The organism is Rhodococcus sp. NPDC054953 (assembly GCF_053609225.1).
Genome location: NZ_JBSGXD010000010.1, coordinates 60,308 through 74,633, shown reverse-complemented (window position 1 = coordinate 74,633; position 14,326 = coordinate 60,308). Strand labels below are relative to the sequence as shown.

General features: G+C 70.6%; 13 protein-coding genes. 10 read left to right on the top strand and 3 right to left on the bottom strand.

Annotated elements, in window-relative coordinates; translation table 11 throughout:
• Positions 1-7: 7 nt before the first annotated feature.
• Positions 8-841: a glutamate ABC transporter substrate-binding protein gene (locus ACWF62_RS09585; RefSeq protein WP_378508791.1), complete on the bottom strand. Its 834-nt coding sequence runs from the start codon at positions 839-841 to the stop codon at positions 8-10.
• A 59-nt stretch (positions 842-900) separates the two neighbouring features.
• Positions 901-1,629, bottom strand: coding sequence for a glutamate ABC transporter ATP-binding protein GluA (gene gluA, locus ACWF62_RS09580; protein ID WP_378508859.1), 729 nt, complete (start codon positions 1,627-1,629; stop codon positions 901-903).
• A gap of 297 nt (positions 1,630-1,926) precedes the next feature.
• On the opposite strand from gluA, the gene ctaD reads away from it, so the two are divergent.
• From ctaD to ACWF62_RS09560, 4 genes are all read left to right on the top strand, one after another.
• The gene (ctaD, locus tag ACWF62_RS09575; RefSeq protein WP_378508790.1) at positions 1,927-3,654 is read left to right on the top strand and encodes an aa3-type cytochrome oxidase subunit I; all 1,728 of its coding nucleotides are present in this window, start codon (positions 1,927-1,929) and stop codon (positions 3,652-3,654) included.
• A gap of 161 nt (positions 3,655-3,815) precedes the next feature.
• Positions 3,816-4,268 (top strand): group III truncated hemoglobin, encoded by a 453-nt coding sequence (locus ACWF62_RS09570; RefSeq protein ID WP_378508789.1) that lies wholly within the window; start codon positions 3,816-3,818, stop codon positions 4,266-4,268.
• A 44-nt stretch (positions 4,269-4,312) separates the two neighbouring features.
• Positions 4,313-5,836: a tRNA (N6-isopentenyl adenosine(37)-C2)-methylthiotransferase MiaB gene (miaB, locus tag ACWF62_RS09565; protein ID WP_378508788.1), complete on the top strand. Its 1,524-nt coding sequence runs from the start codon at positions 4,313-4,315 to the stop codon at positions 5,834-5,836.
• Positions 5,833-6,402 carry an Rv2732c family membrane protein gene (locus ACWF62_RS09560; RefSeq protein ID WP_378508787.1) on the top strand — a complete coding sequence of 190 codons (570 nt, stop codon included), beginning with the start codon at positions 5,833-5,835 and terminating at the stop codon, positions 6,400-6,402. Before miaB ends, ACWF62_RS09560 begins: the two co-directional genes overlap by 4 nt.
• A gap of 160 nt (positions 6,403-6,562) precedes the next feature.
• Here the strand turns inward: ACWF62_RS09560 and ACWF62_RS09555 are convergent, their stop codons facing one another.
• Positions 6,563-7,933 carry a DUF349 domain-containing protein gene (locus tag ACWF62_RS09555; protein ID WP_452629937.1) on the bottom strand — a complete coding sequence of 457 codons (1,371 nt, stop codon included), beginning with the start codon at positions 7,931-7,933 and terminating at the stop codon, positions 6,563-6,565.
• Between the two features lie 208 nt (positions 7,934-8,141).
• On the opposite strand from ACWF62_RS09555, the gene ACWF62_RS09550 reads away from it, so the two are divergent.
• From ACWF62_RS09550 to ACWF62_RS09525, 6 genes are all read left to right on the top strand, one after another.
• The gene (locus ACWF62_RS09550; protein ID WP_452629936.1) at positions 8,142-8,861 is read left to right on the top strand and encodes a hypothetical protein; all 720 of its coding nucleotides are present in this window, start codon (positions 8,142-8,144) and stop codon (positions 8,859-8,861) included.
• Positions 8,849-9,784, top strand: coding sequence for a tRNA (adenosine(37)-N6)-dimethylallyltransferase MiaA (gene miaA / locus ACWF62_RS09545; RefSeq protein ID WP_378508784.1), 936 nt, complete (start codon positions 8,849-8,851; stop codon positions 9,782-9,784). The genes ACWF62_RS09550 and miaA overlap by 13 nt, the downstream gene beginning before the upstream one ends.
• A gap of 65 nt (positions 9,785-9,849) precedes the next feature.
• Entirely contained in the window at positions 9,850-10,710 is an 861-nt protein-coding gene (locus tag ACWF62_RS09540) for a TrmH family RNA methyltransferase (protein WP_378508858.1), read from the top strand.
• 80 nt (positions 10,711-10,790) lie between these two features.
• Entirely contained in the window at positions 10,791-11,657 is an 867-nt protein-coding gene (gene dapF / locus ACWF62_RS09535; protein ID WP_378508857.1) for a diaminopimelate epimerase, read from the top strand.
• A gap of 61 nt (positions 11,658-11,718) precedes the next feature.
• Positions 11,719-13,155 carry a GTPase HflX gene (hflX, locus tag ACWF62_RS09530; RefSeq protein ID WP_378508856.1) on the top strand — a complete coding sequence of 479 codons (1,437 nt, stop codon included), beginning with the start codon at positions 11,719-11,721 and terminating at the stop codon, positions 13,153-13,155.
• 29 nt (positions 13,156-13,184) lie between these two features.
• Positions 13,185-14,258, top strand: a complete 1,074-nt coding sequence (locus ACWF62_RS09525; RefSeq protein WP_452629935.1) for a hypothetical protein — start codon at positions 13,185-13,187, stop codon at positions 14,256-14,258.
• Positions 14,259-14,326: the final 68 nt, after the last annotated feature.

Genomic DNA, 14,326 nt, shown 5'->3' with positions numbered 1-14,326 from the left:
GCGCCTCCTAGTAGCGGTCGACGGTCGGGGGCGCGGGGATCGGGTATCCGGACGGGCCGACGTTCTTTTCCAGCGCCGCCTGCCACGATCCGTCCGCGATCATCGCCTCGATCGCGTCGTTGATCCTGGCGCGGGTCTCGTCGTCGCCCTTGGCAAGGCCGATGCCGTAGTTCTCGGTGGTGAAGGTGTCACCGACCACCTTCAGCTGGCCCGGGTACTGGGCGGCGTAGCCGGCGAGAATGATCGCGTCGGTGGTCACCGCGTCGACGGCGCCGTTGCGCAGGGCCTCCACGCACGCCGAGTACGTGTCGAACTCCTGCAACTGCACCTCGTTGGCGTAGGTGTCCTTGACGTTCTGCGCCGGGGTGGAGCCGGTGACCGAGCACAGCTTCTTGCCGCCGTTGAGCGAGTCGGGCCCGGTGATGTCGGTGTTGTCGGCGCGCACCAGCAGGGACTGCCCGGTGGTCAGGTAGGGCCCGGCGAAGTCGACCTTCTCCTTGCGGGCGTCGGTGATCGAGTAGGTCGCGACCACGTAGTCGACCTCGCCGTTCTGGATCAGCGTCTCCCGCTGCGCGGACGGGGACTCCTTGAACGTGATCCCGGACGGCTGCACACCGAGCTTGCCGGCAACATAGGTGGCGACGTCGACGTCGAAGCCGCTGAACGTGCCGTCCGGGTTGCGCAGGCCGAGGCCGGGCTGGTCGAACTTGATGCCGACCGTGAGCGTGCCGGACTCGGCGCTCTGCACGGCGCTCCTCTGCTCGTCGCCGCCGCAGGCGGTCGCGACGGCGGCGACGGCGAGCACGCCGACCCCGACTCGCAGCGCACGGGTGATCCTCATGTGTTCCTCTCCTTCGGGTCGGGCAACGGGAAGTGCGGTCGGGTGCTCGGTCCGTGCTGTCAGTGACCGAGGATCTTGCCGAGGAAGTCCTTGGCGCGGGCCGATGACGGTGCGGTGAAGAACGTGTCCGGGTCGGTGTCCTCCACGATCTGGCCGTCCGCCATGAACAGCACCCGGTCGCCCGCCTTGCGGGCGAAGCCCATCTCGTGGGTGACGACGAGCATCGTCATGCCCTCCTTCGCGAGGCTGGTCATCACGTCGAGGACCTCGCTGACCATCTCGGGATCCAACGCCGAGGTCGGTTCGTCGAACAGCATCACCTTCGGGTTCATCGCCAGGGCCCTGGCGATCGCCACCCGTTGCTGTTGGCCACCCGACAGCTGGGCCGGGTACTTGTCGGCCTGGTTGCCGATGCCGACCCGGTCGAGCAGTTCGACGGCCCTGGCCCGCGCATCGGACTTGCTCATCTTCCGGACCTTGACCGGGGCGAGCATGACGTTCTCGAGGATCGTCTTGTGCGCGAACAGGTTGAACGACTGGAAGACCATCCCGACGTCGGCGCGCAGCGCGGCAAGCGCCTTGCCCTCCTCGGGCAGTTCGCGACCGTCGACGGCGATGACCCCCTCGTCGACGGGTTCGAGCCGGTTGATCGTGCGGCACAGGGTCGACTTCCCGGAGCCGGACGGCCCGACCACGATCACCACCTGCCCGGTGGGGACCTCGAGGTCGATATCGCGCAGCACGTGCAGATCACCGAAGTGCTTCTGCACCCCGGACATCGAGATCATGGCCCGTGCGGTGGCGGTGGGTGCGCCCGCGCCCGATTCACCCGCGTTCGTCATAGTCGTCGACCCTAGGTGCTGGGCAGGCGGAATCCGGGTGTTTGCGTGACGTCGGCCCGTCGACGTAACGGAACCTTTACCAAGGCAACGGATTGGTGGGGCTGCGCGAAATCCGGCCCCGAAGCCGGGTGGGGATCGCCGGACGGGTGTTTACTGGATCGGTACGACCACGGCCTGCCGAGGGGGCTTCATGACGTACGCGTACCCGAGTTCCGATCGACTCCGCCGGGCGGGGCGGCGGCGATGACCGCGGTGTCCCCGACGCCGGGTGTCGCGGCGTCCCGGCCGTTCCCGGCCCGCCTGGGGCCCAAGGGGTCCTATGTCTACCGGATGATCACCACCACCGACCCGAAGATGCTCGGCGTCATGTACCTGGTGACGTCGTTCGCCTTCTTCCTCGCCGGCGGCCTGATGGCGCTGCTGATGCGCACCGAGTTGGCCTTGCCCGGCATGCAGTTCCTGTCGAACGAGCAGTTCAACCAGCTGTTCACGATGCACGGCACGGTGATGCTGCTGCTGTATGCGACGCCGATCGTGTTCGGTTTCGCGAACTACATCCTGCCGCTGCAGATCGGCGCCCCCGACGTCGCGTTCCCGCGACTGAACGCGCTGAGTTACTGGCTGTACCTGTTCGGCGCGTTGGTCGTGATGGCCGGCTTCGTGACTCCCGGCGGTGCCGCCGACTTCGGCTGGACCGCATACAGCCCGCTGACCGACGCGGTGCACTCGCCCGGTGTCGGCGCGGACCTGTGGATCATGGGTCTCGCGGTCGCGGGTGTTGGCACCATTCTCGGCGGCGTCAACATGATCACCACCGTGGTCTGCCTGCGCGCCCCCGGCATGACGATGTTCCGGTTGCCGATCTTCACCTGGAACATCCTCATCACGATGATCCTGGTGTTGCTCGCGTTCCCGATCCTGACCGCGGCGTTGCTCGGGGTGTTCGTGGACCGGCATCTCGGTGCCCACCTGTTCGATCCGGCTAATGGCGGGAACCTGCTGTGGCAGCACCTGTTCTGGTTCTTCGGGCATCCCGAGGTGTACATCGTTGCGCTGCCGTTCTTTGGGATCATCACCGAGGTGATCCCGGTGTTCAGCCGCAAACCGCTGTTCGGGTACACCGGGATGGTGTTCGCGACGATGTCGATCGCGGCACTGTCGATGGCGGTGTGGGCGCACCACATGTATGCCACCGGCGCGGTGCTGCTGCCGTTCTTCTCGTTCATGACGTTCCTGATCGCGATCCCGACCGGCGTGAAGTTCTTCAACTGGATCGGCACCATGTGGAAGGGGCAGTTGACGTTCGAATCGCCGATGCTGTTCTCCGTCGGCTTCATCGTCACGTTCCTGTTCGGCGGCCTGTCCGGGGTCCTGCTCGCCAGCCCGCCGCTCGACTTCCACGTCACCGACTCGTACTTCGTGGTCGCGCACTTCCACTACGTGCTGTTCGGCACCATCGTGTTCGCCACCTACGCGGGCATCTACTTCTGGTTCCCGAAGATGACCGGCCGGATGCTCGACGAGCGCCTCGGCAAGTGGCACTTCTGGCTGACCTTCCTCGGCTTCCACGCCACCTTCCTGGTGCAGCACTGGCTCGGCAATGAGGGCATGCCGCGTCGCTACGCGGACTACCTGCCGTCGGACGGCTTCACGACACTGAACACGATCTCGACGCTCGGCGCGTTCGTGCTCGGCGCCTCGACGCTGCCCTTCCTGTGGAACGTGTTCAAGAGCTACCGCTATGGCGAGGTCGTCACGGTCGACGACCCGTGGGGCTACGGCAACTCCCTCGAATGGGCGACGACCTGCCCGCCGCCGCGGCACAACTTCACCGAGCTGCCCCGGATCCGCTCGGAGCGGCCCGCGTTCGAGTTGCACTACCCGCACATGTCCGACCGGATGCGCGCCGAGTCCCACGCCGGTGTCCGGCACCGGACGTCGGCGTCAGAGGTCGAGCGCAGTCGCGCGTGAGGGGGCACCGATGCAGGGAAATCTGCCGAACCTGCCGTACATGGGATCGGACTGGGAGTTCTCCTTCCCCACGAATCTGTACATAGTGTTCATCCGCTGGTGGAATCCGTTCTGACGAGCGGGCACGGTGACGGCGGCCAGCATCGTGAAGGGGGAGTGCCGTGCGCGCGGACATCGCTGACCGAGCCGACATCGGCACCCTGCTGCGCCGATTCTACGGCCGTGCCCTCGTCGACGAGTTGCTCGCGGAACCATTCACCGAGGTGCGGGAGCAGGGGCTTGAGTCGCATCTGCCGGTGATGTGCGATTTCTGGGAGACGCTGCTGTTCGCGGCGGGCACCTACCGGGGCAGCCTGTTCCGGATCCATCAGAACGCGCATGACCGGCACCCGTTCGGGGCCGAGCACTTCGACCGTTGGCTCCAGTTGTGGCACGAGTCCGTCGACGAGGCGTTCACCGGGCCGATCGCGGACCGGGCGAAGCAGCAGGGCGAGCGGATCGCGGTGGCCATGCACCGGCGAATGACGCACGCCCCGAGCCTGGCCGCGGAGGCCGTCCGCACCGGCGTTGCGGCGGCGCCGACGATGCGGCAGGGCGGAGCCGGGTCGGCCTGACGGTGCCGTTCGGTGCGGCCCGCGCGGGCCCGTACCCTGGACTGGTGGACACGATCGACCAAGACACCCCCGCATCGCGCAGCTATGAGGTCCGCACCTTCGGCTGCCAGATGAACGTGCACGACTCGGAGCGGCTGTCCGGTCTGCTCGAGGACGCCGGGTACACCAAGGCCGCGCCCGGCTCGGACCCCGACCTGCTCGTGTTCAACACGTGCGCGGTCCGCGAGAACGCCGACAACAAGCTGTACGGCACCCTCGGCCACCTGCGCCCGACGAAGGACGCGCACCCGGGCATGCAGATCGCGGTCGGCGGCTGCCTCGCGCAGAAGGACCGCGACACCGTGGTCAAGAAGGCGCCCTGGGTGGATGTGGTGTTCGGCACCCACAATATCGGGTCGCTGCCGGTGCTGCTGGAACGCGCCCGCCACAACGACGAGGCGCAGGTCGAGATCATCGACTCGCTCGAGGCGTTCCCGTCCACGCTGCCCGCCAAGCGGGACTCCGCCTACTCCGGCTGGGTGTCGATCTCCGTCGGCTGCAACAACACCTGCACCTTCTGCATCGTGCCCGCGCTGCGCGGCAAGGAGGTGGACCGCCGCCCCGGCGACATTCTCGCCGAGGTGCAGGCGCTGGTGAACGAGGGCGTCCTCGAGGTCACCCTGCTCGGCCAGAACGTCAATGCGTACGGCGTCTCCTTCGCCGACCTGGAGATCCCCCGGGATCGGGGCGCGTTCGCGAAGCTGCTGCGCGCCTGCGGCGAGATCGACGGCCTCGAGCGGGTCCGGTTCACCTCCCCGCACCCGGCCGAGTTCACCGACGACGTGATCGAGGCGATGGCGGCGACCCCGAACGTGTGCCCGCAGCTGCACATGCCGCTGCAGTCCGGGTCGGATCGCGTCCTCAAGGCGATGCGCCGCTCGTACCGCGCCGCCAAGTTCCTCGGCATCATCGAGAAGGTGCGGGCCGCGATGCCGCACGCCGCGATCACCACCGACATCATCGTCGGGTTCCCCGGTGAGACGGAGGAGGACTTCCAGGCCACCCTCGACGTCGTCCGGCAGGCGCGGTTCACCAGCGCATTCACGTTCCAGTACTCGAAGCGGCCCGGCACCCCGGCCGCCGAGATGGACGGGCAGCTGCCGAAGGCGGTCGTGCAGGAACGCTACGACCGGTTGATCGCACTGCAGGAGCAGATCACGCTCGAGGAGAACCGCAAACTGGTCGGCACCGAGGTCGAGCTGCTCGTGGCGGCAGGCGAGGGCCGCAAGAACGCCGAGACACAGCGGATGAGCGGCCGCGCCCGCGACGGCAGGCTGGTGCACTTCCGGCCGGACGGCAACCTCGACGGCGGAATCCGTCCCGGTGACGTCGTCACGGTCGCCGTCACCGGGGCCGCACCCCATCACCTGGTCGCCGACGACGCCGTCCTCACCCATCGGCGCACCCGTGCCGGCGACTCGCACGAACGTGGCATCACCCCCAAGACCCCGCCGATCGGTATCGGATTGGGGCTCCCGCAGATCGGTGCGCCCGCACCGCTGCCGACCGTGACCGGATGTGGAGCATGAGCGACAACCAGCCCGCCGACCCCAGCGAACAGTTCCGGAAGGACATCGACGCCGCCGAGAGGAAGGTGGCCCGCGAGATCGACCCCGGCATGCGGGCCCTGGTCGTCGCCGTCGGCGTCCTGCTGCTCGCGGGTACGTTCGCGCTCCCGCACACCGGTGCCGCGAAGGGATGGGACGTCCTCGCGGGGAACGAGGTGGCCCTCGCCGAGGACATTGCGCTGCCGTCGCGGGTCTTCGTGTGGTTGACGCTGGTGTTCGGCGTGGTGTTCGCGATGCTCGCACTGGCCACCCGCCGCTGGGCGCTGGCCTGGGTCGCGGTCGCCGGATCTGCCGTCGCGAGCGTGTTCGGGATGTTGGCGATCTGGTCCAGGCAGACCCTGGACGCGAACTCACCCGGCGCCGGTCCCGGGATCGGGCTGATCCTCGGCTGGATCCTGATCATGGTGCTGACGTTCCACTGGGTGCACGTGGTGTGGCAGCGCACCGCGATCCAGCTGGCCGCAGAGGAGGAGCGCAGGCGGCAGACCGCGGAGCGCGGCGACCAACTGCTGTGGGGCGATCGCTGACCCCGAGCGGGAGCGGCGACCCGACACGGCGCGGCGCGCGTCAGTCATTCGGTCCGGCCGACGACGGTGAGTCGTCGGCCGGACGCGTGACCTATTGGCAGGCGCCGTCTATCGGTCGCTGACGGCGGTGCCGTCTATCGGTCGCTGACGGCGGTGCCGTCTATCTGTCGCTGACGGCGCCCTCGGCGGCGTCGGCCCATTCGCGCCACTGCTTGGCCTGGGCGAGGGCCTTCTCCGCGTCCTTGGCCTTGCCTGCGGCCGTCGCCTTCGCTGCCTGCTCCTCGAACTGGGCGACCCGCTCCCGGAACTGGGCGGCGCGGGCCATCGCCTCGGGGTCGGTGCGCCGCCACTGGGAGTCGGCGGCGTCGCGGACCGTCTTCTCGATGGCGTGCAGTCGACCTTCGAGGTCGTGCATCTTCTCGCGGGGGACCTTGCCGATCTCGTCCCACTTCTCCTGCAGGTCCCGGAGCGCGGAGCGGGCGGCGTCGAGGCCCTTACTCGGATCGATGTGCACGCCCTTGAGCAGGTCCTCCTTCGCGGCCGCGTTGCCTTCGAACTCGGCGTCCCGCTCGGACGCGGCGGCGTTGCGATTGCCGAAGAACACGTCCTGCGCGGCCTTGAACCGCTTCCACAACGCGTCGTCGGCCTCCCGCGGGGCGCGTCCGGATGCCTTCCATTCGGCGAGCAGGTCACGGAAGGCGGCCGCCGTCGGGCCCCAGTCGGTCGACTCCTGCAGGTCCTCGGCGCGCTGGCAGAGTTCCTCCTTGCGGGTCTTGGCGGCGGCGCGTTCGCGGTCGAGTTCGGCGAAGTGGGCCCCGCGGCGCCGGTTGAACGCCTCCCGTGCCTTCGAGTACCGCTTCCACAGGGCATCGTCGAGTTTGCGGTCGACACCGCGGATCGACTTCCACTCGTCGAGGATCTCGCGGAGTCGGTCGCCCGCGGCCTTCCACTGGGTGGACTCGGCGCCGATGCGTTCCGCCTCGGCGGCCAACTCCTCCTTCCGGTGGGCGTGCTCCTCGCGATCGCGATCGCGTTCGGCCTTCTCCGCCTCGGCGGCCTCCTGCGATCCGGCGATGACGGCGTCGAGGCGGGTCGCGAGGGCGTCGATGTCCCCGATGACGGCGGCGGTCGGCAGGGTCTCCGCCAGGGCGACGGCGGCGGTCCGGGTGCGGCGGGCGTCGCCGGTGCCGGAGGTCAGGCGGGCCTCGAGCAGTCCGACCTCGGTGGCCAGGTCGTCGTACCGGCGGCCGAAGTGGGCCAGCCCCTCGGCGGCGTCGCCTGCCTGCCAGGACCCGATCTGGCGTTCGCCGTCGGCGGTGGTGACCCACGCGGTGCCGTCCTCGTCGACCCGCCCGAATCGACTCGGGTCGCTCGGGGGTGTTGCGGCCGGGGCGTGCACGGCGGCGTGGGCAGCGATGTTCGCGGGACCGGGTTTGGCCGCACCGGGCTTGGGCGTGCCCGGCTTCGGGGCGCCCGGCTTGGGCGTGCCCGGCTTCGGGGCGCCGGGCTTGGGTGCGCTGGTGTCGGTCATGACTCCTCATCTCTGCCGCGCGTCACGGCTGCCGCTGCCTCGCTCGTCGCACGCCGATCCGCTCGTCGGTGCGCGCTGGTTCCATTCAACCCGGAACGAGGTGTCTACGACCATTGAAACAGTTCGGACCGCGAGAGTCGGGATTGTGCGGCGGTGCGGGGTCGATCTGGTCGCGGACCGTCGACACGGGGCGACTACCTTGGGCGGTGTGTTCACCGCCGCCGCACTGGTTTCCTCGCCGCCCCTGCTGCTTCCCGAACTGGCGGGCGCGGCGGCCGCGGAGACCGCCGACCTCCGGGCCGCGAGCGTCGCCGTCGCTGGCGAGCTGGGGAGACTGGCGGCGGTGTGGACGGTGATCGGGGTCGGGGACACGGACACCGAGGTCGCGGCGGGGGTGCGGGGAACCTTTCGCGGCTACGGCGCTGACGTGCGGGTGGCGTCGGGGGCGGCAGGCGAGCATGGCGTCGCGGACCCGACCCTGCCCCTCGCGACGCTGACGGCGGGATGGCTGCGCGGCAGGGCGGCACCCGACGCGGAGTTCGACACGGTCGTCCTCAGCGCGGACACCCCACCGGCGTCCTGCGTCGACTTTGGCCGCCGGTTGCGGGCCCGGCTGGACGCGGATCCCCGGCCGCGGGGCGTGCTGGTGGTCGCCGACGGTGCGGCAACGTTGACCGCGAAGGCGCCCGGCTCCTTCGACGACCGTGCCCCCGCCGCGCAGGCCGACCTCGACCGCGCGCTCCGCTCCGGCGACGTCGACCATCTCGCCGCACTGGACCCGGTCATCTGCACCGGCCTCGGGATCGCGGGCCGCCCGGCGTGGCAGGCGCTGGCCGCGCTGTTCGGTGGCCCACCCGCCCGGTGCCGCACCGACTACCAGGGCGCCCCCTACGGGGTCGGCTATCACGTGGGGATGTGGCTGCCGTGACGGGAAGCGTGCGCCCGATCGCGGTGCTCGGCCCGACCGCGACCGGCAAGTCCGACCTCGGGCTCGCGCTGGCCGAGCGGCTCGGCGGCGAGATCGTGAACATCGACGCGATGCAGCAGTACCGCGGGATGGACATTGGCACCGCGAAGCTGCCGGTCGCGGAGCGGCGGGGCATCCCGCACCATCAGCTCGACGTCCTCGACGTCACCGAGACCGCGACGGTGGCCCGATACCAGCTGGCCGCGCGGGCCGACGTGGAGGCGATCGCCGCGCGGGGGGCCGTGCCGGTGATCGTCGGCGGGTCGATGATGTATGTGCAGTCGCTGCTCGACGACTGGGAGTTCCCGGCGACGGATCCGCGGGTGCGGGCCCGGTGGGAGGCGGTGCTCGCGGAGCAGGGGGTCGCCGGTGTGCACGCGGAGCTGACCCGCGTCGACCCGGCTGCCGCCGCCACGATCCTGCCGACCGACGGCCGCCGCATGGTCCGCGCGCTGGAGGTGGTCGAACTGACCGGGCGGCCGTTCGCGGCGTCCGCGCCGACGATCGGTGAGCCGCGGTGGGGGACGGTCGTCCTCGGCGTCGACCGCGACACCGCCGAACTGGACGAGCGGATCGACCAGCGGACCAGGGCGATGTTCGCGTCCGGTCTCGTGGACGAGGTGGCGGAGTTGGTGGCGGGAGGGCTCCGGGTCGGGGTCACCGCGCGCCGCGCGATCGGGTACGCGCAGGTGCTCGCCGCGGTGGACGGCGAGTACGACCTCGACGAGGCCCGCGAGCGGACCCTGATCGGAACCCGGCGGTACGTGCGCAGGCAGCGGTCCTGGTTCCGACGGGATCGCCGGGTGCAGTGGCTCGACGCGGCCCGACCCGACCTGATCGATGCGGCCCTGACGATTGTCGAGAAGCAGACGGAGATGCAGTGACGAAGAAGACCACCCCCCGGGCGGCGGGGGGACCGCCGCGCAGCGGAGCCCGCGACGCGACCGGGATGCGCAAGGTGACGGTGCGCAACGCCAGCTTCCAACAGTGGCAGTCGTACCTGACCACCCGCGCGAAGCGGACGAAGGCGGGCCGATTCCTGATCCAGGGCGTCCGTCCGCTGACCCTCGCCCTCGACAACGACTGGCCGATCGAGACGCTGCTGTACCGGGTGGACGGGCCGCCGCTGTCGGAATGGGCCAGGGGCGTCCTCGCCGGATGGGCCGGGGACTCGGTCGGGGTCGCGGGGGAGCTGCTCGCCGAGTTGGGGGAGCGGGCCGAGTCGGCGCCGGAGCTGATCGCGGTCGGGAAGACCCGGACCCGCCCGGTGTCGACGCTGACCGTGACCCGGTCCGAGCGGGCCCCGCTGATCGTGGTGTTCGACCGGCCGTCGTCACCGGGCAACCTGGGTACCCTGATCCGCAGCGCCGACGCGTTCGGGGCGGACGCGGTGGTGGTCACCGGGCACGCCGCGGACCCGTTCGATCCGCAGAGTGTGCGCGCGTCCACCGGTTCGCTGTTCGCGATGCCGGTGTACACCGCCGCAGATCCTGACGAGGTGGTCGCGTTCCGTGACCGCCAGAAGATGGAGTTGCAGATCGTGGGCACCGACGAGCACGGCGGTGTCACGATCGCCGACCACGACCTGAGAGGTGGAACGATCCTGGTGATCGGCAACGAGACCCGTGGCATGAGCGCGGCCTGGCGCGGCGCCTGCGACGTCACCGCCAGCATCCCGATCGGCGGTGCCGCGAGTTCGCTTGGCGCGCCGTCGGCCGGCGCGGTGTGTCTGTACGAGATCACGCGGCAGCGAACCGCTGCCGCGAGCGGTCGCGGTGCGGCCCGTCACGACCGGGAGGGCATCCGATGAACATCGCCGACCACCTGGCCGCCCGGATGAGCCTGTTCGGCGCCGCCGCATCGATGACCGCGGTCGCCCCGACCACCGCCATGCAGTTCAGCAAGGGGCACGGCACCGAGAACGATTTCGTGCTGCTGCCCGACCTGGAGGCGACGATCGACCTTGGCCCGGCCCGGGTGTCGGCGCTGTGCGACCGGCGCCGGGGACTCGGCGCCGACGGGGTGCTGCGCGTCGCGCGCGCCGGGGTGCTCAAGGAGGCGGGCGTGCTCGACGCCCTGCCGAAGGGCGTCGGGGTCGACGACTGGTTCATGGATTACCGGAACGCGGACGGATCGATCGCCGAGATGTGCGGCAACGGGGTCCGGGTCTTCGCGCATTTCCTGCGGGCGTCGGGCCTCGAACTTGCCGACGAGTTCGTCGTCGGATCCCGGGCCGGGGCACGCCCGGTGGTGGTGCACCGCCTCGCGGGGGCGACCGCCCAGGTGACCGTCGACATGGGTCTGGTCCGGGAACTGGGACCCTCGACGGCGACCGTCGACGGCACCGAGTTCACCGGGCTCGGCATCGACGTCGGCAACCCGCACCTGGCGTGCGTGGTGAAGGACCTGACCGCGGAGTCGCTTGCCGCGCTCGACCTGACCGCGCCGCCGCAGTTCGATGCCGCGTTCTTTGCCGACGGGGTGAATGTCGAGATCCTCACCCCGCTCGCCGACGGCGCCGTCGACATGCGCGTGCACGAACGCGGGGTGGGGGAGACCCGGTCCTGCGGCACCGGCACCGTCGCCGCGGCGATGGCCGCGCTGCGGGCAGCCGGCCGATCCGACGGGGAGGTGCGGGTCCGGGTCCCCGGCGGGGAGGTCGTCGTCGACATCGACGCGGGCAAGGCGACCCTGCGCGGGCCGTCCGTCCTGGTGGCATCCGGCAGCATCGACGAGACCTGGTGGTCGTCGCTGTAATCCGGATGCGTCGCGGTCGTCGGGCGTGGGACGATTGGGGTGTATGACGAACTCAGACGACATGACCCCCCGCACCGACCACCGCGATCACCCGATCAACGGCCACCACGACCCGTCGGTCGGCGAGATGCAGCTCGACGAACGCAGCGCCCTGCGCCGCGTCACGGGCCTGTCCACCGAACTGACCGACATCACCGAGGTCGAGTACCGGCAGCTCCGGCTCGAGCGGGTCGTGCTGGTCGGGGTGTGGACCTCCGGCACCGCCGACCAGGCCGACGCCAGCATGACCGAACTGGCCGCGCTCGCCGAGACCGCGGGCTCGGAGGTCCTTGAGGGCCTCGTGCAGCGCCGCGACAAGCCGGACGCCGCCACCTACATCGGTTCCGGCAAGGCCGAGGAACTGCGGGAGGTGGTCCTCGCGACCGGCGCGGACACGGTGATCTGCGACGGCGAGCTGACCCCCGCCCAGCTGACGGCGCTGGAGAAGGTCGTCAAGGTCAAGGTGATCGACCGCACCGCGCTGATCCTGGACATCTTTGCCCAACACGCCACCTCCAGCGAAGGCAAGGCGCAGGTCGCGCTGGCGCAGATGGAGTACATGCTCCCGCGCCTGCGCGGCTGGGGTGAATCGATGTCACGGCAGGCGGGCGGCCGGGCAGGCAGCAACGGCGGTGTCGGTCTGCGAGGTCCCGGTGAGACGAAGATCGAGACCGACCGCCGCCGGATCCGGGAACGGATGGCGAAGCTGCGCCGCGAGATCAAGGGGATGAAGGCGGCCCGCGACACCAAACGCACCCGGCGGCTGCGCAGCGACGTCCCGTCGGTCGCGATCGTCGGCTACACCAACGCGGGCAAGTCCAGCCTCCTCAATGCGCTCACCGGCGCCGGGGTTCTGGTGCAGGACGCGCTGTTCGCGACCCTGGACCCGACCACCAGGAAGGCCGAATTCGCCGACGGCCGCCAGTACGTGCTCACCGACACCGTCGGGTTCGTGCGGCACCTGCCCACCCAGCTGGTCGAGGCCTTCCGGTCCACGCTCGAGGAGGTCGCCGACGCGGATCTGCTGCTGCATGTCGTCGACGGCTCCGACCCGCTGCCCACCGACCAGATCAAGGCGGTGCGGGAGGTGATCACCGACGTCCTGCGCGAATCGGACGCCCCGGCCCCGCCGGAACTCCTGGTGGTCAACAAGATCGATGCCGCGGACCCGATCACCCTCACCCAACTTCGGGGTCTGCTGACGGGCGCGAGGTTCGTCTCGGCACGGACCGGCGAGGGCATCGCGGATCTGCGGGCCACCCTCGCCGAGATGGTCAGCCCACCCGAGGTGGAGGTCGAGGTCCTGCTGCCGTACACCCGCGGCGACCTGGTGGCCCGGATTCATGCGGACGGGCGGATTCTCGAGTCGGCGCACGAAGCGGAGGGCACCCTGGTCCGGGCGAAGGTGCCGCAGGCGCTGGCCTCCGCCCTGGACGGGTTCCGGCGCAGCGCCGTCTGACGCCGAGGAGCAGCCCGACCATGCCAGGAATGAGCGCTGCCGTGCGGACCCGACTGGCCGTGGTCGCCGCCGCGGTGTGCGGGATGGCCGGGGTGTCGGCCGTCCCCGCTCTCGCGCAGGGCGGCCCATCGGCCGCACCCTCGAGCGGTGCGGCCGTGGTCGATGCGCCGCTGGAGACCCTGTGCACGCCAACGGATCCCGGGCTCGCGGAGCTGTCCGGTCTGGCGTCGGACGGTGACCGGATGTTCGCGATCGGGGACAGCGGCACCGACCGGACGCTCTGGGTTCTCGGCCCCGACTGTGCGGTGACCGGGGCGCTGCCGGTGCCCGCGACCCCCACCGATGTCGAGGACCTGGCGCTGGTCGACGGTCGGCTGTGGCTGTCGGACACCGGCGACAACGCCCGGGTCCGGTCGTCGGTGGCGCTGACCGTCCTGGATCCCGGCACCGGGTCCGGCTCGACCCACCTGCTCGGCTACCCGGACGGTGCGCACGACGCCGAGGCCCTCCTCGTCGGGCGGGACGGCCGCCCGGTGATCGTGACGAAGGAGGTGCTCGCGCCGTCGGGGATCTACACCACCGACCTTCCCCTCGACGAGCTCCCGGCCGGACCGACACCGCTTCGTCGTGTCGGCCAGCTCACCGTCGCGCCCACCGACACCCCGGGCGGCCCGCTGCCCGTCGCGTCGTCGGTCCTGGTGACCGGGGGCGCGGTCAGCGGTGACGGCCGGGTGGTGGCGGTCCGCACGTACACCGACCTCTACCTGTATCCGGCGGCGGACGGTGATGTCGTCGCGGCGTTGACCGGTGCGACACCGGTCCGGGTGCCGATGCCGCATCAGCCGCAGGGCGAGGCCATCGCGTTCACCCCGGACGGCGACCTGGTGAGCGGGTCGGAGGCCGCGGACGGCCCGATGCCCCCGATTCAGGTCCTGCGGGGCGCCGCCGCGCTGGTCCCCCTGCCGGATCCCACTCCCGTCGACGAACCGCTCGCCGGACGTACCGGATCGGCTGCGGTCGCGGCCGCGCTGGTCGGGGTGGGCGCGGTGGTCATCGCCGCGGCCGGCGCCGCGGTCGTACGGTTCCGGTCGCGCCGGCGCTGACCGAACGGACCATCTGCTCGATCTGATCGACTGAACGGAAGCGTTCACTCGACCAGATCGACCGAATG

Coding starts and splice junctions, on each gene's coding strand:
- ACWF62_RS09585 (WP_378508791.1), bottom strand. CDS start 841: ATGAGGATCACCCGTGCGCTGCGAGTCGGGGTCGGCGTGCTCGCCGTC.
- gluA (WP_378508859.1), bottom strand. CDS start 1,629: ATGATCTCGATGTCCGGGGTGCAGAAGCACTTCGGTGATCTGCACGTG.
- ctaD (WP_378508790.1), top strand. CDS start 1,927: ATGACCGCGGTGTCCCCGACGCCGGGTGTCGCGGCGTCCCGGCCGTTC.
- ACWF62_RS09560 (WP_378508787.1), top strand. CDS start 5,833: ATGAGCGACAACCAGCCCGCCGACCCCAGCGAACAGTTCCGGAAGGAC.
- ACWF62_RS09555 (WP_452629937.1), bottom strand. CDS start 7,933: ATGACCGACACCAGCGCACCCAAGCCCGGCGCCCCGAAGCCGGGCACG.
- ACWF62_RS09540 (WP_378508858.1), top strand. CDS start 9,850: ATGCGCAAGGTGACGGTGCGCAACGCCAGCTTCCAACAGTGGCAGTCG.
- dapF (WP_378508857.1), top strand. CDS start 10,791: ATGCAGTTCAGCAAGGGGCACGGCACCGAGAACGATTTCGTGCTGCTG.
- hflX (WP_378508856.1), top strand. CDS start 11,719: ATGACCCCCCGCACCGACCACCGCGATCACCCGATCAACGGCCACCAC.
- ACWF62_RS09525 (WP_452629935.1), top strand. CDS start 13,185: ATGAGCGCTGCCGTGCGGACCCGACTGGCCGTGGTCGCCGCCGCGGTG.